Origin of the sequence: Streptomyces sp. NPDC006872, assembly GCF_040635845.1 — a bacterium.
Lineage (GTDB): Bacteria > Actinomycetota > Actinomycetes > Streptomycetales > Streptomycetaceae > Streptomyces.
This window is the reverse complement of record NZ_JBEYIL010000001.1, coordinates 613,402-633,997: the sequence shown is the minus strand read 5'-3', so window position 1 is coordinate 633,997 and position 20,596 is coordinate 613,402. Positions and strand designations below refer to the sequence as shown.

Genomic DNA, 20,596 nt, shown 5'->3' with positions numbered 1-20,596 from the left:
GTTCAGCCGCCCGCGGTGAGCGCGCGGGTGGATGGGGCGGATCGGGCGGATCGGGCGGTGAGCTCGGAGGCGGGCGGCGGGGTGGCGGAGCAGAAGACGCAGCGGTCGCCGATGACGTCGATGCCGCACCAGTGACAGACGCTCTGCCGGACCGAGGCGACCAGTTGGTAGAGGACCGAGAGGTCGGGCAGGTAGGCGCAGAACTCGATCGCCTTGCCGGTGCCCCACCAGTCGGCGGACTCGGCGGGCAGCGTCGTCTCGCGCAGTCCCTGGACCTTCCAGGCGGGGGCGAGGGCGTCGGTCACCCAGTCGGACTGGAGCTGTCCGCGGGCGACGAGCAGCCAGGTGCCGAACTCCGGTCCGGGCAGCACGGTTTCGGGGGTCGCCCTGACCAGCTGCGGCTGCGGGTGGGCGAGCACGCCGAACTGGGCGCCCGGGACCCACGACCGGGCATGCGACTTCAGGCCGACGACGGGAACGCGGTCGAGGCGTGCGACCGAGCCGAGGAGCGCGCCCGCGTGGATGTAGTGGGTGAGCAGCCGGCCCGCGGAGGCGAGGACGCCGGGCCCGAGGTCGCAGGAGGCCAGCTGACGCAGCTGGCGGGCGAGGACGGCGACTCCGAGCGGCGGCAGGTCGGGGCGGAACAGCGCGATGCGGTCGCTCTCCAGGAGGGAGCGGATGGTGTGCAGTCGCTGTTCCACGGCGGTGGGCGCGGCGCGCGAGTACAGGACGATCAGGTGCCCGTACTGGTCGAGGAGCGTCTGGACGGCGGCGAGGGACCGGTCCAGCGGCTGACGGTCGAGGTCGGCGAGGACGGCGGCGGGCAGGGTGCGTTCGTCCTGCGGCGGCAGCGCGAGGTCTGCTCCGGTCACGGCAATGGCTGTTGGCACGCGCAGCTCCCCGATTCCCGCGGTCCGGTCCGCCGGCGTTACTCCGGTGGACCGGGGTGACTTCATTGCGTGACTACCTCAGCACTGTATCCACGCCCCTGTGGCCGGAGAACAGCTTTCCGTAGCTGGTAAGCAACTGTTCTTCGCGCAACTCACAGCAAAACGGGGCAGGTTACGCACACCGACCCTCCACAAACGGACCCCTTGACAACCAGGATTGGTCTGGACCACTTTGTTGTCATGTCCCCACTTAAACGAAAGCCACGAGTGACACGAGTGACACGACTCCGGTCGGGAGCCGCGGGCGCGATCGTCGCCGCCCTCGCCCTGTCCCTGACGGGCGCGGCTCAGGCGTCCGCCGCGGACCTGAACAACGCGAAGAACGCCGGCTTCGAGTCCGGCCTGACCAACTGGAGCTGTTCGGCGGGCAGCGGCACCACCGTCTCCTCCCCTGTGCACGGCGGCGCGGCCGCGCTGAAGGCGACGCCGGCCGGGCAGGACAACGCCAGGTGCGCCCAGACGGTGGCGGTGAAACCGGGTTCCACCTACACGCTGAGCGCCTGGGTCCAGGGCGGCTACACCTACCTGGGCGTGACCGGCACGGGCACGACGGACGTCTCGACCTGGACCCCCGACTCGTCGACCTGGAAACAACTGTCGACGACCTTCACCACCGGCGCCTCGACGACCTCGGTGACGGTCTACACCCACGGCTGGTACGGCCAGGCGGCGTACTACGCCGACGACGTCTCCGTCTACGGACCCGACGGCGGCGGAGGCGGCGACCCGGCCCCGACGGTGCCCAGCGCGCCGAGCGGCCTGTCCGTGTCCGGCACGACGTCGTCGTCCGTCTCCCTCGCCTGGAACGCGGTGTCCGGCGCGACCGGCTACTCCGTCTACCGAGGCGGCACGAAGGTCACCGCCGTGACCGGCGCCTCGGCGACCGTGACCGGGCTCGCCGCGTCGACCTCGTACAGCTTCCAGGTCACGGCGACGAACGCGGCCGGCGAGTCGGTGAAGTCGACGACGGTGACGGCCACGACGACGGCCGCCCCGACCGGTCCCGCCCTGCCGAAGCACGCGGTGACGGGGTACTGGCAGAACTTCAACAACGGCGCGACGGTCCAGCGGATCTCGGACGTCCCCTCCCAGTACGACATCATCGCCGTGGCCTTCGCGGACGCGACGACTACGCCGGGCGCCGTGACCTTCAACCTGGACTCGGCCGGCCTGGGCGGCTACACCGTCGACCAGTTCAAGGCGGACATCAGGGCGAAGCAGACGGCCGGCAAGAAGGTCATCGTCTCGGTGGGCGGCCAGAACGGCACGGTGTCGATCAACGACTCCGCCTCCGCGGCGAACTTCGCGAACTCGGTGTACACGCTGATGCAGACGTACGGCTTCGACGGCGTCGACATCGACCTGGAGAACGGGCTCAACGCGACCTATATGTCGCAGGCGTTGAGGTCGCTCTCGGGGAAGGCGGGTTCGGGGCTGGTCCTCACCATGGCCCCGCAGACGATCGACATGCAGTCGACCTCGAACTCCTACTTCCAGACCGCGCTGAACGTGAAGGACATCCTCACGGTCGTCAACATGCAGTACTACAACAGCGGTTCGATGCTGGGCTGCGACGGCAAGGTCTACAGCCAGGGCTCGGTGGACTTCCTGACCGCGCTCGCCTGCATCCAGCTGCAGGGCGGCCTCGCCCCGTCCCAGGTGGGCCTGGGCCTGCCGGCCTCACCCAGCGGCGCGGGCAGCGGGTATGTGTCGCCGACGGTGGTCGACAACGCCCTGGACTGTCTGACGAAGGGCACCGGCTGCGGCTCCTTCAAACCGTCGAAGACCTACCCCGACCTGCGGGGCGCGATGACCTGGTCGACCAACTGGGACGCGGCGGCGGGCAACGCCTGGTCCAACGCCGTCGGCCCGCATGTGCACGGGCTGCCGTAGCGGCACCGCCCTGAAGTCCACCGCCTCCGCCTCCTACCCCGCCGGCCGGTAGTACCCCAGCACCCACGCCAGCTGTGCGAACCAACCCTGCAAGCGCTCTCGTGGCTTCGCCGTGACCACGCACTCGTAGACCCTGCCGTCCACGTGCACCACGGCGACCATGAGGGCCTTGCCGTTGGGGGCGGCCTTGTAGTGCACGCTGCGGATCTCGGGCCAGGGGAAGTCGACGGTGATGTCGTACATCTCGAAGGCGACGCCCGACGCGTCGACGACGACCGAGTTGTGCTTGTCGACCGCCAGGAACTCCGGGCCGGGCTGCGGCGGGCCCGCCTGCGGGGCGTACGGGGACGGAGGCGGTCCGAAGCCCGGCGGGATCGGCGGGGTCGGCGGGGTCGGCGGGGTCGGCGGCTGGTCTGTCACAGCCGCAACCTACCCGGCGGCCCCTGTGCGGCTGCTTTCGGTCCCCTGGAAGCCTCCCCTGAAACATTCCGCGTGCCCCACCGCATTAATGAGGTGAGGACAGCACGGCTACCGACGCAGGGGGAACACTCATGAGGCAGGTCCGCGCGGACGAGTACGCCGAGTTCGCGGCGGCCCGTACCGGGCACCTCTACCGGTCGGCGTGTCTGCTCACCGCCGGGGACACGCATCTCGCCGAGGATCTGGTCCAGGAGACGCTCGGCAGACTGTACGTCCGCTGGGGCCGGGTGTCCCGGGTCGAGAACCCGGCCGGATACGCGCAGACCGTCCTCACCCGCACCTTCCTCGCCCACCAGCGCCGGCGCAGCAGCCGCGAGCGGGCCGTCGACACGTTCCCGGACATGGCCGACGGCGGCGGCACCGACACGCCGTTGAGAATGACGCTGCTGCAGGCCCTCGGGCGGCTGCCCGCCAAGGACCGGGCCGTCGTGGTCCTGCGGTACTGGGAGGACCGCTCGATCGAGGAGACCGCCGGCGCGATGAACGCGAGCTCGGCGGCCGTGCGGACGCGGTGTACACGAGCCCTCGGACGGCTGCGGGAACTGCTGGGCGAGGACATCGGCGAGTACGCCCGTCCCTGAGCGTCCCGTTCGACTTCCGGTTCGGCTTCCCGTTCGGCTTCCCGTTCGACTTCCGGTTCGACTTCCGGTTCGGCTTCCGGTTCCCCTCGCCTTCGCCCCCCATCACTTCGACCCATCTTGCGGAAACGGTGGTTCACCATGCCCGTCGACCAGCACAGCGATCCCTTCGAGGAGCAGCTCTCCGCCGCCCTGCACGAGACCGGCGGCACCTTCGGCAACCCGGGCGCCGAGCTCGCGGCCGCCGGTCAGGCCCGGGGCCACCGGCTGCGACTGCGGCGCAGGGCCGCGGTCGCGGGGAGCGCGGCGGGCCTCGCCCTCGTGGGGGTGGGCGGGGCGCTGCTGGTGCCGTGGGGCGCCGACGGCGCCTCGAAGCCGTCCTCCGCCGCCGCGACCGGCAGCAGCGACATCGCGCAGCCGGCGTTCTCCGCCGACGACGTCGTCCGCACGCTCCAGAAGCTGCTCCCCGAGGGGAAGTTCACCAGGACGGAGGCGCGCGGCACGGACGGGGAGCTGCCGCCGCTCGCCTCGGGCGTGTTCGACGACGGCAAGGGCGACGCGGCCATCTCGGTGGGGCTGGAGCAGATCCCCCCGGACGGAAGCGAGGTCAATCCGTCCGGCCAGGTGATGCCCTGCCCGGACAGTCCGGACTCGGGCCTCGACAGCTGTACGACCGAGCTGCTGCCCGACGGGTCCGCGCTCACCGTCTACCAGGGCTACGAGTATCCCGACCGCCGTGAGGACACCAAGGCGTGGGGCGCGGACCTGGTCACCCCGGCCGGGCAGCATGTGAGCGTCCTGGAGTGGAACGCCCCGGCGGAGAAGGGCGAGCCGGTCAGCCGTCCCGAACCGCCGTTGAGCGTCGCGCAGTTGAAGACGCTCGCCGCGGCCGACGACTGGCGCCGGATCATCGCCGCCATCCCCGAGAAGGACGTGAAGCCGAACCCGGCCACCTCGTCGTCGTCCCAGGCCGACCCGGCCGTCCAGGTCCAGCGGATGCTCTCCGTCCTGCGCACGACCCTCCCCGACAACCTGACGATCGGCGTCAGCGGCGGCCAGGAGGGGTTCGTGTACGCCGTCGTGGACGACGGCAAGGGGAAGAGCTATGTCCAGGTCAACCTCCAGCTGAACATGTCCGACGTCGCCGACCAGTTGTACGGCTCCGCCGAGACCCTCCCCGACGGCACCCGTGTCGCGACGAGTCAGGGGCCGGGCGAGAAGGGCGGCGAGGGCGTCGTGATGTGGACCGTGGACACGATGCGCAAGGACGGCAGGCGGGTGGTGATCAGCGCGTTCAACGCGGGCAGCCAGACGACGGCCGCGACCCGCCCGGAACCCGCCCTCACCATGGCCCAGTTGCGGAAGATCGCGCTCAGCTCGCACTGGGACGTGCTCGGCGGCTGACGGGTCGGCGGCCGGGGGCCCGTCCGTCAGCGGTCGGCCAGCAGCGCGAGGATCTCCTTCGTCGTGCCCGGCTCGCCGATCAGCGGGAAGAGGTACGACACGCTGTGCCGGTGCGCGTCCTCGCTGATGTCGGTCATCGCGTCGGTCGCGAACGTGACGTGGTAGCCGTGCTCGTGGGCGGCGCGGGCGGTGGACTCGACGCCGAGGCTGGTCGCGATGCCGCCCAGGACGATCTGGGTGACGCCCCGGCGGCGCAGCCGGATGTCGAGGTCGGTGCCGTGGAAGGCGCCCCAGTTCCGCTTGGCCACCAGGATGTCCTCGTCGTGGCCGGTGAGCGGTTCGGCGATCGGGCCCAGGTCGTAGGCGCGGGAGCGACCGCCGGCCAGTCGGGCCGCCTCGCTGCGGCCGGGCACCGCGTCGGCGCCGTCGGGCGAGGTCACCATCCGGACCAGGACGACGGGGGCGCCGGCGGCGCGGAAGGCGTCGGCGAGCTCGGCGGCCCGGGCCACCACGTCCGCCGCCGGGTAGGGCTTGGTGGGGGCGGCGAGTGTGCCGGCCTGAAGGTCGATCAGCACGAGCGCGGTCTTGTCGTCCAGCACGGTCACGGCCACGGCCTGGCACCTCTCCTAGGGGATCAGCAGCCTAGGAGAGATGCTTGCCGAACTCAAGCTTGACTTAATCAAGCTTGAGTTTCTCAAGCAGTCTGGTCGGGGCGCTCGGAGGGTGCGTCATCGGAGGACGCGTCAGAAGAACTCCGACCACGGCTGGTCCGAGATCTGCTTCACGCACAGCACCAGGAACAGCAGCCCCGCCAGCACCAGCATCGCGTTGCTGAGCAGCCCGTTGCGCCACTCGCGCGGCGTGCGGGAGGAGTTGAGCAGCCACAGCAGCGTTCCCGCCAGGAACGGCAGAAAGGCCGCGCCCAGCACGCCGTACAGGATGATCAGACGGAACGGCTCGCCCTGGAAGAGCAGCACGATCGGCGGGAACGTCAGCCAGAGCAGGTACGCCCGGAAGGGCCAGGAGCGCTCCCGCTCGCCGGAGGCGACCTCCTTCCCGCTCGCGCCGCCCTGGCCGCGGAACCGGGCCACGAAGTCGGCGAACATCAGGCTCACGCCGTGCCAGACGCCGATCAGCGAGGTGAAGGAGGTGGCGAAGAAGCCGATGAGGAAGAACTTGGCCGTCGCCGTGCCGTACTCCGCCGCCAGGATGTCGCTGAGCTGGATGAGCCCCTTGTCGCCGCTCGCGATCGCCACGTTCGCGGAGTGCAGCAGCTCCGCGCCGACGAAGAGCATGGCGACGACGAAGATGCCGGTGGTGATGTACGCGACCCGGTTGTCGAGCCGCATGACCTTCATCCAGCCGGTGTTCGTCCAGCCCTTGGCGTTGACCCAGTAGCCGTACGCGGCGAGCGTGATGGTGCCGCCGACGCCGCCGATCAGGCCGAGGGTGTTGAGGACGGAGTCCTTCTCGTCCGGCAGGACCGGCAGCAGGCCCGCGAAGGCGTCGCCCAGGTTCGGGGTGACCCGGATCGCCAGGTACACCGTCACCACGAACATGACGCCCACCAGGACGGTCATGACCTTCTCGAAGACGGCGTACTTGTTGAACCAGACGAACACCAGGCCCACCAGTCCGCAGGCGACCGCCCACGCCTCGAGGTCCATCACGTCCGGGAACAGCGCCTGGAGCGGCAGGGCGCTCGACGACATCGCCGCCGCGCCGTAGACGAAGCCCCAGACGACCACGTAGACGACGAAGAACCACGTCGTCCAGCGGCCGAGGCTCGCCCAGCCGTCGAAGAGGGTGCGGCCGGTGGAGAGGTGCCAGCGGCCGGCCGCCTCGGCGAGGGAGATCTTGACCAGGCAGCCGACGACCGCCGCCCAGAGGAGGGTGTAGCCGAAGTTGCTGCCCGCGATCAGGGTGGCGACGAGGTCGCCGGCGCCGACGCCGGTCGCGGCGACGACGATGCCGGGGCCGATGTACTTCCAACTCGCCTTGCGCGGGGAGGGGTTGTGGGAGGAGTTGTGGGAGGAGTGGTCGATGTCGGATGGAGCCTCGGAGTCCGTGGGGTTTCCCGTGGTGTCCGCCATGAAGGTCAAGAAAGCCCAAAGACGCCGGTCCGGCAAGGGGGCGTGCGCGATCTCCACCCGATGTGATCACGCTCCCCTCAAACCACCCGCCGGTCGAACGCCTCGCGCCGCTCGCAGCCGTCGCCCCCGCAGGTGCCGAGTTCGAACCAGACCGTCTTGCCCGCCCCGTCCTGGTGGCAGCTCCAGCGCCGGGCGAGCGCGTTCACCAGGAACATCCCCCGGCCGCTCTCCGCACCGCCCGCCTGCAGCACCTGCGGGACGCGGCGGCCGGAGTCGGTCACCTCGCAGCGCAGGACGCCGTGCGCGGCGTTCAGCGTGAGGCGGAAGCTGCTCGCGCAGTGCAGCAGGGCGTTGGTGGCCAGTTCGCTGACGAGCAGCTCGGCCGTGTCCACCAACTCCGCACGGTCCGCCAGCCCCCAGCCCTCCAACTGCCTGCGCACCTGCGCGCGGGCCTCGCGGACGGCGGAGGGCCGGGGCTCGTACTCGACGCTCCAATGGCCTGCCCCTATCGGCGGTTGGGGGTAGGCGGCGTACTGGGGGCGGGGGTCCGGGAGGGGGCCGCTTCCCCCGGAAAGTCGCAGCATGGGTTCAGGATGTCCTCCCCCGGGCCGTCCACGTACGGGGAGGACTACCCGATTCCGTACCCGTCGAGAGGCCCCGGCCACGTCTACGCGTACTGCAGTCGTACGGTCGTGCCTACGCCGGCGTCGACCCGGCCGTCCGCGCCCGCGTAGGCGTCCCGGACGTCGACGTACGCGCACACCTGGCGGGCGAACCACAGGCCCTGGCCGGGCGCCGGCTCCAGCGTCGGCGGCGGGACGAAACCGGCCAGGGGGTCGTCGAGTCGGCGGGCGAGGAGCAGTTCGCAGACGCAGCCGGGCGCCTCGCCCCACAACAGGGCCCCGGTGACCGGTCCGAGGGAGGCCGCCTCCGCGACGGCCGTGGCGAACAACTCCGCGTCCGCCGCGCCCAGTCCACGGCCGACCGCCCAGGAGCGGACGGCGTCCGGGGCGGGGTCGGCGAGCCGCCGGGCGTCGGCGGGCGTCGGGGGCAGCGGCACGGCGTCCAGCTCCGCCGCCACGCGCAGGGGGTCCGCGTAGACGCCGGTGTCGGGGTGGGCGCGACGGGCCGCCTCGATGACGACGGAGCCTGCCGTACGGGTGTCGTAGACGCACATCGCGGTGGTCGCCGTCGGTGCGAAGAGGAGGTTGGCGAGGGCCTCGTAGCGGATCCACTCGGCGCTCTCCCGCGGGGAGCGGCCGGCCCTGCCGTTCCACACGGGCTCCATGAGGAGGTGGACCCGGCCGCCGGGACCGGCGTGCGCGGCGAGGTGGCCGGCCGCCCGGGCGATGGCGTTGGCGGCCGAGCCGGTGTACCAGTCGGTGTGCGGGACGAGACCGACGTGCTTCGCGTCCGCGCCGAGGGCGTCGCGCAGGAGGTCCAGCTTGTCGGGGGCGACGATGGCGACGGGCGGGGGCTCCTCGGCGGCGGCCAGGCCCTCGGCGAGGAAGGGGAGCGCGGCGGCGACGAACCCCTCGTCCGTGGCGGAGACGGACATGCGGTGGTCGAACGTCCCCGGGGCGGTGGCGGGCTGAGCGGTCATGGGTCCCCATCGGTCGAGCGGTCGGGTGGATGCAACTCGCCTGGGTGTCAGCGTTGGGCGGTCACCCAGGAGGCGATCTGGCTGCGGTTGCTGAAGCCGAGCTTGCTGAGGATGCGTTCGACGTGCCCTTCGGCGGTGCGGCGGGCGATCACCAGCCGGTCGGCGATCTGCTGGTTGGCGAGCCCTTCGGCGACGAGTTCGGCGACCTGTGCCTCACGGCGGGTGAGCCGGACGCCCGGGGCGGTGGGCGGTTCCTCGACGGGGGCCGACGCGGGCGGCTTCTCCTCCAGTTCGAGGGCGACCACGTCCGTGAGCGTGAGGGCGGCCCCGTGTTCGTACGCCCGGCGGAACGCGGCGCGTCCGATCGCCGCCCGGACGCGCTCCTCGCTGCCGCGCCGGGTGGAGTTCAGACAGGCGGAGCCCCACCGGTCGCGGTCGACGTCCGCCCAGGCACGGTCGGCGCCGCCGAGGAGGACCGCCGCGTGTTCGTGGGCGCCGCGGGCCGTCGCGATCCGGGCCAACAGGTCGAGGGTGAGGCCCATGCCCAGGACGTCGTGGACCGCGTGCTTGAGGCGTATCGCCTCCCTGCCGTGCCGCTGGGCCCGCTCCCAGTCGCCGCGCACGCTGTGGGCCAGGGCGAGGATGCGCTCCACGTACGACAGCACCCATCGCTCCCCGTGCTCGGCGCACAGCCGCCGGGTCGCCTCGCAGACCTCGATGGCCTCGTCGGCGCGGCCCAGGTAGGCGAGGGCGCAGGCCAGTTCGACCCGGTCCAGGCCGACGAGGCTGAGGTGCTGGCCGGGGACCCGGCCGCGGGCGACGCCGGCGCGGAAGTGGTCGAGGGCGCCGGTGAGGTCGTCGCTGAAGAGCCGGATGACGCCCACGACGTAGTCGGCGTGGGCCGCTTCCGCCTGGTCGCCGAGGGTCTCGGCCAGTTCGCGGGCCTGCTGCGCGCGGCGGCGGCCCCGGGTGAGGTCTTCCGGGCAGCCGGCGAGGAGGCCCGCGACCCATAGGGCTCTGGCGCGTTCGGGGGTGGGGTCGGGGTTGGCCTCCAGGGCCCGGTCCAGCCAGTAGCGGCCCTCCCGGGGGGCTCCGCAGGCGTGCCAGTGGAACCAGAGGGTGCCGGCGAGCCGCAGGCCCGCGTGGGACTCGCCGGGGGTGGTGAGGCTGAAGTCGAGGGCGCTGCGCAGGTTGTCCCGGTCGGCGCGGAGGCAGGCGACGATGTCCGGCTGCGCGGGGCCGAACCAGTCGCGCTCGGCGGTGGCGGCCTGCCGCTGTATCCGGTCGCGGTGGCGGACCTGGGCCCGGTGCTCCTCGCCGGGGCGCTCCCGCAGGCGCTCCAGGCCGTACTGCCGGAGGGTGTCGAGGAGGCGGTACCGTGCGCCGCCCGTCGGGCCGGTCTCCCGGCACAGGACGGACTTGTCGAGCAGGCCGGCCACGGCGTCCAGGACGTCGCCGGCTTCCAGGACGCTCTCCCCCGCGCACACCGCCTCGGCCGTCTCCAGGTCGAAGGTGCCGGGGAGGACGGACAGCCGGGACCAGGTCAGCTGTTCCTGTGCGTCGCAGAGTTCGTAGCTCCAGTCGATGGCCGCGCGCAGGGTCTGGTGACGTGGCGGGACGGTGGGGCTGCCGGTGGTGAGGAGGCGGTAGCGGTCGTCCAGGCGGGTCAGGAGCTGGGGGAGGTCCAGGACGCGCATGCGGACCGCGGCGAGTTCGATGGCGAGGGGGAGGCCGTCCAGCCGTCGGCAGAGGCGGGCGACCGAGGCGCGGTTGGCCGCGGTGAGGCGGAAGCCGGGGGCCACCGCGGCCGCCCGGTCGGCGAAGAGGGCGAGGGCCGGGTAGCCGTCGGCGGCGGTGAGGTCGCCGTCCGGGTCCGGGACCGGCAGCGGGCGTACGTCCATCAGGTGTTCCTCGGTCAGGCCGAGGCGGTGGCGGCTGGTGGCGAGGACGCGGACTCCGGTCGTGCCCCGCAGGAGGGCGCCGACCAGCGTGGCACAGGAGGCGAGCAGGTGTTCGCAGTTGTCCAGGACCAGGAGCACCCGGCGGTCCGTCAGCTGCTCCACCAGCGCGTCCAGCGCGGGGCGTTCCGAGTGGTCGTGCAGGTCGAGCGCGTCGGCCACGGCGAGGGGGACCAGGGTCGGGTCGTGCAGGCCGGAGAGGGGCACGAAGCGGACGCCGTCGGGGAAGGCCCGTTCCACGCGGGCCGCGATCCGGCCGGCCAGCCGGGTCTTGCCGACGCCGCCGGGGCCGGTCAGGGTGACCAGTCGGGCCCTGGCCAACAGCTCACGGCCCGCTGTCAGTTCGCTCCTTCGGTCGACGAAGCTGGTCGACTCCACCGGCAGGTGGCCGTCCCGGCGCGGCGCTGATCCGCCCATGAACAGTCCTTGGTCGTCGTCGCGAATCCCCAGCCTTCCCCGAGGCGTACATATATGCACACTCGCCTCACACGCGTGGGTGCACTTCGCGTGGGATCGCTTCGGGAGGCGCCGCCGCGACTACACTGCGCGGCCGGTCGGGCGCCGATTCCGCACGATTCCAGCCACCTCGACGCTTTGTCGTCTCTTGACCTGCTCATGCCATACCCCGACGATGAGCGGCACCCGTACCGCCGCACACAGCAAGCGCACAGCCCCCCACAACCCGACTCCCCACCAGGAGCGTTCATGCGACTTCGCATTCGCGGCTCAGGCTCAGGCAGTCCCGGCGCCACCGGCGGCCGCAGCGGCAGACGGACCGCAGTCCTCGCCGCCCTGCTGGCCCTCGCCCTCGCGGCGCCGGTCTCGGCGACGGTCACCGACGCGGCGGCGGGCAGCGCCCCGAAGGCGGCGCCCTCCGCCGACGACATCCGCCAGTACGAGATCCACATCGCCCACAGCACCCCGCAGCTGCGCACCGCGATCGCCGCGTCCGGCGTGAGCATCGACGAGGCCGACGAGGAGACCGTCGTGGTCTCCGGCCGCGCGGAGCAGATCAAGAAGCTGCGCTCGCAGGGGTACGAGGTCTCCCTGCTGGGCTCGGCGCCGGACCGGGTCGCCGAGGACGAGGTACGGCTCTTCGACTTCCCGTCCGCCGACTCGAAGTACCACAACTACGCCGAGATGACGGCGGAGATCGACCAGCGCATCGCCGCCTACCCCGGCATCATGAGCAAGCGGGTCATCGGCACGTCGTACCAGGGCCGGGACATCGTGGCCATCAAGATCAGCGACAACGTGGCCAGCGACGAGGCCGAGCCGGAGGTGCTGTTCACCCACCACCAGCACGCCCGCGAGCACCTCACCGTGGAGATGGCCCTGTACCTGATCCGCGAGCTGGGCGCCGGCTACGGCTCCGACTCCCGGGTCACCAACATGGTCAACGGCCGCGAGATCTGGATCGTCCCCGACCTCAACCCGGACGGCGGCGAGTACGACGTCGCCACCGGCTCCTACCGCTCGTGGCGCAAGAACCGGCAGCCCAACTCCGGTTCCTCCTACGTCGGCACGGACCTCAACCGGAACTGGAACTACAAGTTCGGCTGCTGCGGCGGCTCCTCGGGGTCCACGTCCTCCGAGACCTACCGGGGCACCTCCGCCGAGTCCGCGCCCGAGGTGAAGGTGGTCGCGGACTTCGTGCGCAGCCGGATCGTCGGCGGGAAGCAGCAGATCACCGCCGGCATCGACTTCCACACCTACAGCCAGCTCGTGCTGTGGCCGTTCGGCTACACCACCGCCGACACGGCGACCGGGATGACCGTGGACGACAACGCCGCGTTCAAGGCCGTCGGGCAGAAGATGGCCGCGAGCAACGGGTACACCGCCGAGCAGGCCAGTGACCTGTACATCACCGACGGGTCGATCGACGACTATCTCTGGGGCACCCAGAAGATCTTCTCGTACACCTTCGAGATGTACCCGTCCTCCAGCGCGGGAGGTGGGTTCTACCCGCCCGACGAGGTCATCGAGCGGGAGACGTCCCGTAACAGGGATGCTGTGTTGCAGCTTCTCGAAAACGCGGACTGCATGTACCGGTCCATCGGTAAGGCGACCCAGTACTGCAGCTAGTCGGCGTCCTTGACCTCGACGTCGTCGTCCTCGGCGTCGCCTTCTTCGAAGTAGGCGTCGAGGACGTCGTCCAACTGCTTCTCCCACTCGCTGAAGCGGGCCCTGGCCGTCGCCTCGATCTCGATCGGGTACCAGCGGCGGTCAGGGGTGTGCACCGTGATGGTGAACCGCTTGCCGAAGCGCGGTGACTCCGTCTCGATCGCGCCGATCTCGTCCCAACGGAACTCGCACTCCTCCTCGTCGAGGCGGAGCCGGACGCCCTTGGCGTCGGCGGCGATCCGCGCCCGGCGGTCGGAGGCCTCGAAGACGGGGCCCTCGGACGACAGTTCCTCTTCCGAGTCGTCGGCGGAGTCGTCGGCCGACTCCGTCTTCTCGGTGGAGGTCTCCGCGGCGGGAGTCTCCTGTGTCGTCGGCTCCCCCTCTTCGTCCTCGGCCGGCTTCGCGTCCTCCGGCTCCGCGGTCACGGGCGACGTGAGCCCGGGGATGAATGCCGGGTCGAATCCGGCGCCCTCCAGGGGCTGGCTGCTCGAACCTATGCGCTGCTCCACAGCGGGCAGTATGGTCGAAGATCCTGTGCCGGACACAGCCAGCCCCTACTTCGTTACCGGAGACCTACACGAAGAGGCTCAATCCGGCCGCCATCACGAACCCGACCACCGACAGCACCGTCTCCAGCACGGTCCACGTCTTGAGGGTGTCGCGCTCGCTGATCCCGAAGTACTTGGCCACCATCCAGAAGCCGCCGTCGTTGACGTGCGAGGCGAAGATCGAGCCCGCCGAGATGGCCATGATGACCAGGGCGACGAAGGCCTGCGAGTGGTCGCCCTCCGCGAGCAGCGGCGCCACGATGCCCGCCGTCGTCACGATCGCGACCGTCGCCGAGCCCTGGGCGACCCGCAGGACCACCGAGATCAGATAGGAGAGCACGATCACCGGGAGGCCGACGTCGTTGAAGGTGTCCGAAAGCGCCTGCGCCACCCCGCTCGCCTTCAGGACCGCGCCGAAGATCCCGCCCGCGCCGACCACCAGCAGAATGTTGCCGACCGGCTTCAGCGAGGACGTGGACACCGTCTCCAGGGACTTGCGGGACCAGCCGCGCCGGATGCCCAGCAGGTAGTACGCCAGGAACAGGGCGATCGTGAGGGCCACGAAGGGGTGACCGAAGAACTCGACGACCGAGCGGCCCGTGGAGGGGTCGAGGGCGATCGAGGAGAAGGTCGCGGCGAGTATCAGGACGAGCGGGGTGCCGATGATGCCGAGGACCGTGCCCAGCGGCACCGGGTCCTCCCGCGGCTCCACGCCCTGCTCGCGCTGCTCGTCGACCACCGCGAGCCTGGCCTCCGCGGCGGCCTCCACCATGTCCTGCGGCACGGCGACGAAGAGGCGCTCGCCGACCCGGGCGGAGAACGCCCACGCGGCCAGGACGGCCGGGATGCCGCAGACGACGCCCATCAGGATGACCCAGCCGAGGTCCACGTGCAGCAGACCGGCCGCGGCCACCGGGCCCGGGTGCGGGGGCAGGAACGCGTGGGTCATCGACAGGCCGGCGAGCAGCGGAAGGCAGTACAGCAGGATCGACCTGCCGGAGCGCTTGGCCGCCGCGTACACGATCGGCGCGAGGACGAAGATGCCGACGTCGAAGAAGACCGGGATGCCGAAGATCAGGCCGGTGAGGCCCATGGCGAGGGGCTCCCGCTTCTCCCCGAACAGGCCGAGCAGCCGGGACGCCAACACCTCGGCCCCGCCGCTGACTTCGAGGATCGCCCCGAGCATGGTGCCCAGGCCGATGATGATCGCGACATGGCCCAGGATGCCGCCCATCCCGGACTCGATGGTGGACACGGCGTCCGAGCGCTGGACCGTGCCGAAGAGTTCGGTGACCGAGAGTCCCGCGAGCAGGCCGACGGTTATGGAGACGGCCAGGAGGGCCACGAAGGGCTGGAGCCTGACCTTGATGATCAGGAAGAGGAGCAGGGCGATGCCGAGCGCGGCGACCGTCAGAAGGCCTGCGGTGCCGTCGACGAGGAGCAGCAGGCCTCCGGTGTGAGGTGGGGTCTCGGCCGGGGCGGAGGCGGCGAGCGGAAGGGACATGGGGGGTCCTCTGCGTAGGGGCATGGAGCTTTCGGGCAGGGGGGAGCGCGGCACGGCACCCCTGTGGGGTGCCGTGCCGTTACGACGTGCGGGAATCTGGGATCTGTGGAGCGGTGGAGCGGTGTCAGCCGAGGACGGCGAGTGCGTCGATCTCGATGAGGAGCCCGGCGGGGAGGCCGACGTAGACCGTCGTGCGGGCGGCCGGCGGCGCGGTGAGGCCCTGTTCCACGAAATACCGGTCGTAGATCTCGTTCAGCTCGGGGAAGTGGGCCGTATCCGTCAGATAGACGCGGATCATCATCGCGTCGTCCCAGCTCGCGCCGCCCTCCTCGAGGATCGCCTTGACGTTGGCGAGGGTCTGCAGGGTCTGCTCGCGCAGGGTGGGTCCGGCGGGCGTGGGGGGCTTGCCCTCCTCGGCGGGCAGGAAGCCGACCTGGCCCGCGACCTGCAGGATGTTGCCCTTGCGCACGCCGTGCGAGAACTTCGCGGGCGGGGTGGTGTGGGTCTTGGGGGTGAGGGCGGTCTTCTCGGTCACTGGGTGTCCTTCGCTGGCGTTCTTCCGGAGTACTCCCCGCTGATGGCGTCCGCCGCGCGGCGGACCAGCGGAAGCAGGGTGAGGAGCTCGTCGGCGGTGACGACGACGTTCGGCGCGGAGACGGACATCGCGGCGACGACCCGGCCGTCGGAGCCCCTGATCGGCGCGGCGACACAGTTGATGGACTCCTCGTGGCCGCCGAGGTCGGTGGCCCAGCCCTGTTCGCGTACCTTCTCCAACTCCCGTACGAAGGCGGTGGCGTTGGGGGTGGAGCGGGCCGTGTAGAGGGGGTAGTCCAGCTTCTCGGCGACCGCGCGCCGCTCGGGCTCGGGCAGGTCGGCGAGGAGCAGTTTGGCGACGGCGGCGACCGTGATGGCGACGGGCTTGCCGATCCGCGAGTACATGCGCACCGGGTAGCGGCTCTCCACCTTGTCGATGTAGAGGACCTCGCCCTCCTCGTACACGGCGAGGTGGACGGTGTGCCCGCAGGTCTCGTTCAGTCGGACGAGGTGGGGGTGGGCGATCTCGCGGATGTCGAGGTTCTCCATCGCCTCCTGGGCGAGGGCGAAGAGGCGCGCGCCGAGGCGGTAGCGCTGGTCGGACTGGCGGTAGACGAGGCCGTGTTCGTGCAGGGTGCGCAGCAGCCGCAGGGCCGTCGATTTGTGCACGCCGAGGCGGTCGGCGACCTGTCCCAGGTCGGCGGGGCCTTCGGCGAGCAGCGGCAGGATGCTCAGGGCGCGGTCGACGGTCTGACTCATGGGGTGCGTACCTCCTCCGGGGCCGCGACCTTGGTCCAGCCGGGGCCGAGTCGAAGTGTCTCCCACGACCGGTCGTCGAGGTCGGCCAGCCGGTCCGCGTGCTCGCGCGTCGGGGGTACGGCGAGGTCGCCGGGGGCGGTGAGGGCGGCGGCGGCCATGAGGTGCCCGTGTCGCAGCCGCTCCCGCGCCGAGAGCCCCCGCAGGGTCGCGGAGAGAAACCCGGCGGCGAAGGCGTCCCCGGCCCCGACCGCGGCGCTGACCTGCACGATCGGCGCGGACACGAAGGTGACCGTCGGCTGCGCGGCGCCGTCGTCCTCGAAGGCCGTCGCCCCCCGGGCTCCCTGCTTCACCACCAGCACGCGTGGTTCCGGCAGGGCCTGTCTGATCTCTGTCGGGCCGCCGGTGATCCCCCATGCCTCCTCCGCCTCGTCCTCCCCGACGAAGACGAGGTCCGCGGCGCGGGCGAGTTCCAGCAGCACGCGCGGGCCGTCGGCGCTGCGCCAGAGCCCGGGGCGGTGGTTGACGTCGAAGGAGATCAGCGGGCGTCCGGGCCGGCGGGCCGTCAGTTCCCGCAGCAGGCCCAGGCAGTCGTCGGAGAGGGCGGCCGTGATGCCGGTCAGGTGCAGCACGCGGCCGGCGCGGACGGCGTCGAGGTCGACGGTGTCGACGGACATCGCGGAGGCCGCGGACCCGGCCCGGTAGTAGGCGACCTCGTGCGCGTCGGTGGCCCGGTCGCCGGCGGTGCGGAAGTAGACGCCGGTCGGGCGGGCGGGATCGCGCCGTACGGAGGCGACGTCGACGCCGTAGGAGCCGACGGCCTCGACGAGGTGGTCGCCGAAGCCGTCCGCGCCGACCCGGCCGACCCAGCGCACCGGGTGTCCGGCGGCCGCCAGCGCGCAGGCCACGTTGGACTCCGCGCCGCCGATGGCCCGGTCGAAGGACGGCACATCGGCGAGGCGGCCCGGCCGGGTGGGCAGGAAGGTGACCATGGACTCGCCGAGCGCGACGACGTCCACGACGTCGTGTGCGTCGGGGGCGGCGCTGGGTCCGGTGGCGGTCACGATCGTCGTGGCTCCTGTGTCGGTGCGGGCGAGCGAAGCGAGATGGGGGTCCCCCCGGCCGAAGGCTGGGGGAGGCTTTCGTTGACCCGGCGTTGGCCGAGATGTTAGACAGCAGTAAGCGACATACGCAATGGTCGTTGCAGATATCGCAACGCTCCTGATCAGGGAGGTTCCATGAGCACCGAGGCAAACGAGGCGCTGGCCCGACTGGCCGAGGAACGGGTCGACCACCGCTTCAAGGGCCTCCCGCCGGACGCCGACGGCCTCACCGTCGGCGAGCTGGCCGCCCAGCGGCGCAACCTCTTCAGCGGCGGCTTCGCGACCCCGGTGCTGGCCCTCTCCGCCGAGCGCCTGGAGCACAACCTCGACCTCATGGAGACGTACGCGACCCGGCACGGTCTCGCGTTCGCCCCGCACGGCAAGACCTCCATGGCCCCGCAGCTCTTCCGCCGTCAGATCGACCGCGGCGCCTGGGGCATCACCCTCGCCGTCCCGCACCAGGTGCGGGTGGCCCGGGCGTACGGCGTCCAGCGGGTCTTCCTCGCCAACGAGCTGGTGGACCCGGCCGCCCTGCGCTGGATCTCGGCGCAGCTCGACGCCGACGCCGGCTTCCGCTTCGTCTGCTACGTCGACTCGGTGCGCGGGGTCGAGCTGATGGACGCCGCCCTGCGCGGCGCGGGCCGCCCGCTGGACGTCGTCGTCGAACTGGCGGCGGGCGAGGGAGCCCGCACCGGCGTGCGCACGGAGGCGGAATGCGCGGCGGTCGCGGACGCGGTGGCGGCCACGACGACCCTGCGGCTGGTCGGGGTCGCGGGCTACGAGGGCGAGGTCCCGCAGGCCGACCCGGAGCGGGTGCACACGTGGCTGCGTCGGCTCGTCGCCCTTGCCGTGGACTTCGACAAGGCGGGACGGTTCGCGGCCGCCGAGGAGATCGTGGTCAGCGCGGGCGGCAGCGCCTGGTTCGACGCGGTCGCCGACGTCTTCGCCGAGATCCCCGAACTCTCGCTCCCGGTCCTGAAGTTGCTGCGCTCGGGCGCGTACGTCTCGCACGACGACGGCCACTACCGCAAGCTCACGCCGTTCAACCGGGTACCCGAGGAGGGCGCGCTGGAGCCCGCGTTCCGGCTGTGGGCCCAGGTCGTCTCCCGCCCCTCCGCCCAGCAGGCGTTCCTCAACGCGGGCAAGCGGGACGCGGCCTACGACCTCGACCTGCCCTTCGCCCAGGCGGTCCGCCGCGACGGCACGGAACGCCCCGCCACCGGCGTCTCGGTGACCGGCCTGTCCGACCAGCACGCCTGGCTGCGCACCACCGCCGAGGCGGACGTCGAGGTCGGCGACTGGATCGGCCTGGGCCTGTCCCACCCCTGCACGTCCTTCGACAAGTGGCCGCTGATCCCCGTGGCCGAGGCGGACGGCACGGTCGTCGAATACATCCGCACGTTCTTCTAGGGCCTGTCCCTGGTCGCACTTCTCATCGCTGGAGGCCGGTCATGGAAGAACTCGTCATCCGGGACGCGGACGTCGTCGACGGCTCGGGTGCGCCCGCGTACCGGGCCGATGTGGTCGTGGACGGCGGCCGGATCGTGGGGATCGTGCAGGAGGCGGCCGCGGCCGGGTGCCAACGGCCCAAGGCCCGCCGGGAGCTGGACGCCGAGGGTCTCGTCCTCTCCCCCGGCTTCATCGACATGCACGCGCACAGCGACCTCGCCCTGCTGCGCGACCCCGACCACAGTGCGAAGGCCGCGCAGGGCGTGACCCTCGAAGTGCTGGGCCAGGACGGTCTGTCGTACGCCCCGGTCGACGACCGGACGCTGACAGAGGTCCGGTCGGCCATAGCCGGCTGGAACGGCCCCGGCGACGACATCGACTTCGACTGGCGGTCGGTGGGCGAGTACCTGGACCGGCTGGATCGCGGGATCGCCGTCAACGCCGCGTATCTGATCCCGCAGGGCACGGTCCGCGCCCTCGCCGTCGGCTGGGAGGACCGTCCGGCCACGCCCCGGGAGCTGGACCGGATGCGGCAGCTGGTGGCGGAGGGGCTGGAGCAGGGCGCGGTCGGACTGTCGTCCGGGCTGACCTACACGCCCGGCATGTACGCGCAGGACGCCGAACTCACCGAACTGTGCCGGGTGGTGGCGTCCTACGGCGGCTACTACTGCCCCCATCACCGCAGTTACGGCGCCGGTGCGCTGGCGGCGTACGCGGAGATGGTCGAGCTGACCCGCAAGGCGGGCTGTCCGCTCCATCTCGCCCACGCCACCATGAACTTCGGCGAGAACGAGGGCCGGGCGCCCGAGCTGCTGGCGCTGCTGGACGAGGCGTTGGAGGCGGGCGCCGACATCAGTCTCGACACCTACCCCTACACCCCCGGCAGCACCACGCTCGCGGCCCTGCTGCCCAGTTGGGCGAGCGAGGGCGGCCCGGCGCAGATCCTGCGCCGTCTCGCGGACGACGAGACCGCCGAGCGCGTCCGCCACCATATGGAGGTCGTCGGCGCGGACGGCTGTCACGGGGTGCCGGTGGACTGGGAGACGATCGAGATCTCCGGCGTGGGCGACCCGGCGCTCGGCGAGTACGTCGGCCGTACCGTCCGGGAGTCGGCGGCCGCGCGTGGCGAGACCCCTTGGACGACAGCCCGCCGGCTGCTCCTCGACGACCGGCTCGCGCCCTCGATCCTCCAGCACGTGGGCCATGAGGAGAACGTCCGGACGATCATGCGGCACCGCGTCCACACGGGCGGTTCGGACGGCATTCTGCAGGGCGCGAAGCCGCATCCACGGGCGTACGGCACGTTCCCGCGGTATCTCGGCCGGTATGTACGGGAGTTGGGCGTCCTGTCGCTGGAGGACTGCGTCGCCCATCTCACCTCGCGCCCGGCGGCCCGGCTGCGACTGGCCGACCGGGGCCTGGTCCGCGAGGGCTACCGCGCCGATCTGGTGCTCTTCGACCCGGCGACGGTCGCCGCGGGCTCCACCTTCGACCGGCCGCGCACCCTGCCGACGGGCGTCCCGCACGTCCTGATCGACGGCCGGTTCGTCATCGAGGACGGCCGCCGCACGGACGTGCTGGCGGGGCGGGCGGTCCGTCGCAGTCCCATGTGACGGAAC

Annotated in this window: 18 protein-coding genes; 6 read left to right on the top strand and 12 right to left on the bottom strand. The window is 71.7% G+C overall.

Features of this window, described 5'->3' with window-relative positions; all coding sequences use genetic code 11:
* Positions 1–2 precede the first annotated feature (2 nt).
* Entirely contained in the window at positions 3–890 is an 888-nt protein-coding gene (locus ABZ725_RS02960) for a hypothetical protein (protein ID WP_358801033.1), read from the bottom strand.
* 240 nt (positions 891–1,130) lie between these two features.
* On the opposite strand from ABZ725_RS02960, the gene ABZ725_RS02955 reads away from it, so the two are divergent.
* Positions 1,131–2,843 (top strand): glycoside hydrolase family 18 protein, encoded by a 1,713-nt coding sequence (locus ABZ725_RS02955; RefSeq protein ID WP_358801032.1) that lies wholly within the window; start codon positions 1,131–1,133, stop codon positions 2,841–2,843.
* 33 nt (positions 2,844–2,876) lie between these two features.
* Here the strand turns inward: ABZ725_RS02955 and ABZ725_RS02950 are convergent, their stop codons facing one another.
* Complete coding sequence (locus ABZ725_RS02950; RefSeq protein ID WP_358801031.1) at positions 2,877–3,263, bottom strand: hypothetical protein; 387 nt, start codon at positions 3,261–3,263, stop codon at positions 2,877–2,879.
* Between the two features lie 131 nt (positions 3,264–3,394).
* Here ABZ725_RS02950 and ABZ725_RS02945 point away from each other — a divergent pair, with 131 nt between their 5' ends.
* Positions 3,395–3,904 carry a SigE family RNA polymerase sigma factor gene (locus tag ABZ725_RS02945; protein ID WP_358801030.1) on the top strand — a complete coding sequence of 170 codons (510 nt, stop codon included), beginning with the start codon at positions 3,395–3,397 and terminating at the stop codon, positions 3,902–3,904.
* Between the two features lie 138 nt (positions 3,905–4,042).
* On the top strand, positions 4,043–5,305 hold the full coding sequence (locus ABZ725_RS02940) for a hypothetical protein (protein WP_358801029.1): 1,263 nt from the start codon (positions 4,043–4,045) through the stop codon (positions 5,303–5,305).
* A 26-nt stretch (positions 5,306–5,331) separates the two neighbouring features.
* Here ABZ725_RS02940 and ABZ725_RS02935 read toward each other — a convergent pair whose 3' ends face one another.
* From ABZ725_RS02935 to ABZ725_RS02915, 5 genes are all read right to left on the bottom strand, one after another.
* Positions 5,332–5,916, bottom strand: a complete 585-nt coding sequence (locus ABZ725_RS02935) for an isochorismatase family protein (protein WP_358801028.1) — start codon at positions 5,914–5,916, stop codon at positions 5,332–5,334.
* Positions 5,917–6,048: 132 nt separating this feature from the next.
* Positions 6,049–7,398, bottom strand: a complete 1,350-nt coding sequence (locus tag ABZ725_RS02930; protein ID WP_358801027.1) for an Nramp family divalent metal transporter — start codon at positions 7,396–7,398, stop codon at positions 6,049–6,051.
* A gap of 77 nt (positions 7,399–7,475) precedes the next feature.
* A complete protein-coding gene (locus ABZ725_RS02925) occupies positions 7,476–7,982 on the bottom strand; it encodes an ATP-binding protein (RefSeq protein ID WP_358801026.1) in 507 nt (168 codons plus the stop codon).
* An 83-nt stretch (positions 7,983–8,065) separates the two neighbouring features.
* Positions 8,066–9,001, bottom strand: coding sequence for an MEDS domain-containing protein (locus tag ABZ725_RS02920; protein WP_358801025.1), 936 nt, complete (start codon positions 8,999–9,001; stop codon positions 8,066–8,068).
* A 47-nt stretch (positions 9,002–9,048) separates the two neighbouring features.
* On the bottom strand, positions 9,049–11,376 hold the full coding sequence (locus ABZ725_RS02915; protein ID WP_358801024.1) for a LuxR C-terminal-related transcriptional regulator: 2,328 nt from the start codon (positions 11,374–11,376) through the stop codon (positions 9,049–9,051).
* Between the two features lie 288 nt (positions 11,377–11,664).
* Here ABZ725_RS02915 and ABZ725_RS02910 point away from each other — a divergent pair, with 288 nt between their 5' ends.
* Positions 11,665–13,044, top strand: coding sequence for a M14 family metallopeptidase (locus ABZ725_RS02910; RefSeq protein ID WP_358801023.1), 1,380 nt, complete (start codon positions 11,665–11,667; stop codon positions 13,042–13,044).
* Here ABZ725_RS02910 and ABZ725_RS02905 read toward each other — a convergent pair.
* From ABZ725_RS02905 to ABZ725_RS02885, 5 genes are all read right to left on the bottom strand, one after another.
* Positions 13,041–13,592: a hypothetical protein gene (locus ABZ725_RS02905; RefSeq protein ID WP_358801022.1), complete on the bottom strand. Its 552-nt coding sequence runs from the start codon at positions 13,590–13,592 to the stop codon at positions 13,041–13,043. The two genes, ABZ725_RS02910 and ABZ725_RS02905, sit on opposite strands and share 4 nt — an antisense overlap.
* Positions 13,593–13,656: 64 nt before the next feature.
* Positions 13,657–15,135 (bottom strand): gluconate:H+ symporter, encoded by a 1,479-nt coding sequence (locus ABZ725_RS02900; RefSeq protein WP_358801021.1) that lies wholly within the window; start codon positions 15,133–15,135, stop codon positions 13,657–13,659.
* A gap of 124 nt (positions 15,136–15,259) precedes the next feature.
* Positions 15,260–15,670: a RidA family protein gene (locus ABZ725_RS02895; protein WP_358801020.1), complete on the bottom strand. Its 411-nt coding sequence runs from the start codon at positions 15,668–15,670 to the stop codon at positions 15,260–15,262.
* Positions 15,667–16,428, bottom strand: coding sequence for an IclR family transcriptional regulator (locus ABZ725_RS02890; protein ID WP_358801019.1), 762 nt, complete (start codon positions 16,426–16,428; stop codon positions 15,667–15,669). Before ABZ725_RS02890 ends, ABZ725_RS02895 begins: the two co-directional genes overlap by 4 nt.
* Positions 16,425–17,489, bottom strand: a complete 1,065-nt coding sequence (locus ABZ725_RS02885; protein ID WP_358801018.1) for a sugar kinase — start codon at positions 17,487–17,489, stop codon at positions 16,425–16,427. Before ABZ725_RS02885 ends, ABZ725_RS02890 begins: the two co-directional genes overlap by 4 nt.
* A gap of 174 nt (positions 17,490–17,663) precedes the next feature.
* On the opposite strand from ABZ725_RS02885, the gene ABZ725_RS02880 reads away from it, so the two are divergent.
* Both ABZ725_RS02880 and ABZ725_RS02875 read left to right on the top strand, forming a co-directional pair.
* On the top strand, positions 17,664–18,938 hold the full coding sequence (locus ABZ725_RS02880) for an amino acid deaminase (RefSeq protein WP_358801017.1): 1,275 nt from the start codon (positions 17,664–17,666) through the stop codon (positions 18,936–18,938).
* 41 nt (positions 18,939–18,979) lie between these two features.
* Positions 18,980–20,590 (top strand): D-aminoacylase, encoded by a 1,611-nt coding sequence (locus ABZ725_RS02875; RefSeq protein ID WP_358801016.1) that lies wholly within the window; start codon positions 18,980–18,982, stop codon positions 20,588–20,590.
* The last annotated feature ends 6 nt before the right edge of the window (positions 20,591–20,596 follow it).

Excerpts from the sequence above, each read along its gene's own strand:
- ABZ725_RS02890 (WP_358801019.1), bottom strand. The coding sequence starts at position 16,428 with ATGAGTCAGACCGTCGACCGCGCCCTGAGCATCCTGCCGCTGCTCGCC.
- ABZ725_RS02910 (WP_358801023.1), top strand. The coding sequence starts at position 11,665 with ATGCGACTTCGCATTCGCGGCTCAGGCTCAGGCAGTCCCGGCGCCACC.
- ABZ725_RS02940 (WP_358801029.1), top strand. The coding sequence starts at position 4,043 with ATGCCCGTCGACCAGCACAGCGATCCCTTCGAGGAGCAGCTCTCCGCC.
- ABZ725_RS02945 (WP_358801030.1), top strand. The coding sequence starts at position 3,395 with ATGAGGCAGGTCCGCGCGGACGAGTACGCCGAGTTCGCGGCGGCCCGT.
- ABZ725_RS02930 (WP_358801027.1), bottom strand. The coding sequence starts at position 7,398 with ATGGCGGACACCACGGGAAACCCCACGGACTCCGAGGCTCCATCCGAC.
- ABZ725_RS02900 (WP_358801021.1), bottom strand. The coding sequence starts at position 15,135 with ATGTCCCTTCCGCTCGCCGCCTCCGCCCCGGCCGAGACCCCACCTCAC.
- ABZ725_RS02915 (WP_358801024.1), bottom strand. The coding sequence starts at position 11,376 with ATGGGCGGATCAGCGCCGCGCCGGGACGGCCACCTGCCGGTGGAGTCG.
- ABZ725_RS02920 (WP_358801025.1), bottom strand. The coding sequence starts at position 9,001 with ATGACCGCTCAGCCCGCCACCGCCCCGGGGACGTTCGACCACCGCATG.
- ABZ725_RS02955 (WP_358801032.1), top strand. The coding sequence starts at position 1,131 with ATGTCCCCACTTAAACGAAAGCCACGAGTGACACGAGTGACACGACTC.
- ABZ725_RS02880 (WP_358801017.1), top strand. The coding sequence starts at position 17,664 with ATGAGCACCGAGGCAAACGAGGCGCTGGCCCGACTGGCCGAGGAACGG.
- ABZ725_RS02925 (WP_358801026.1), bottom strand. The coding sequence starts at position 7,982 with ATGCTGCGACTTTCCGGGGGAAGCGGCCCCCTCCCGGACCCCCGCCCC.
- ABZ725_RS02875 (WP_358801016.1), top strand. The coding sequence starts at position 18,980 with ATGGAAGAACTCGTCATCCGGGACGCGGACGTCGTCGACGGCTCGGGT.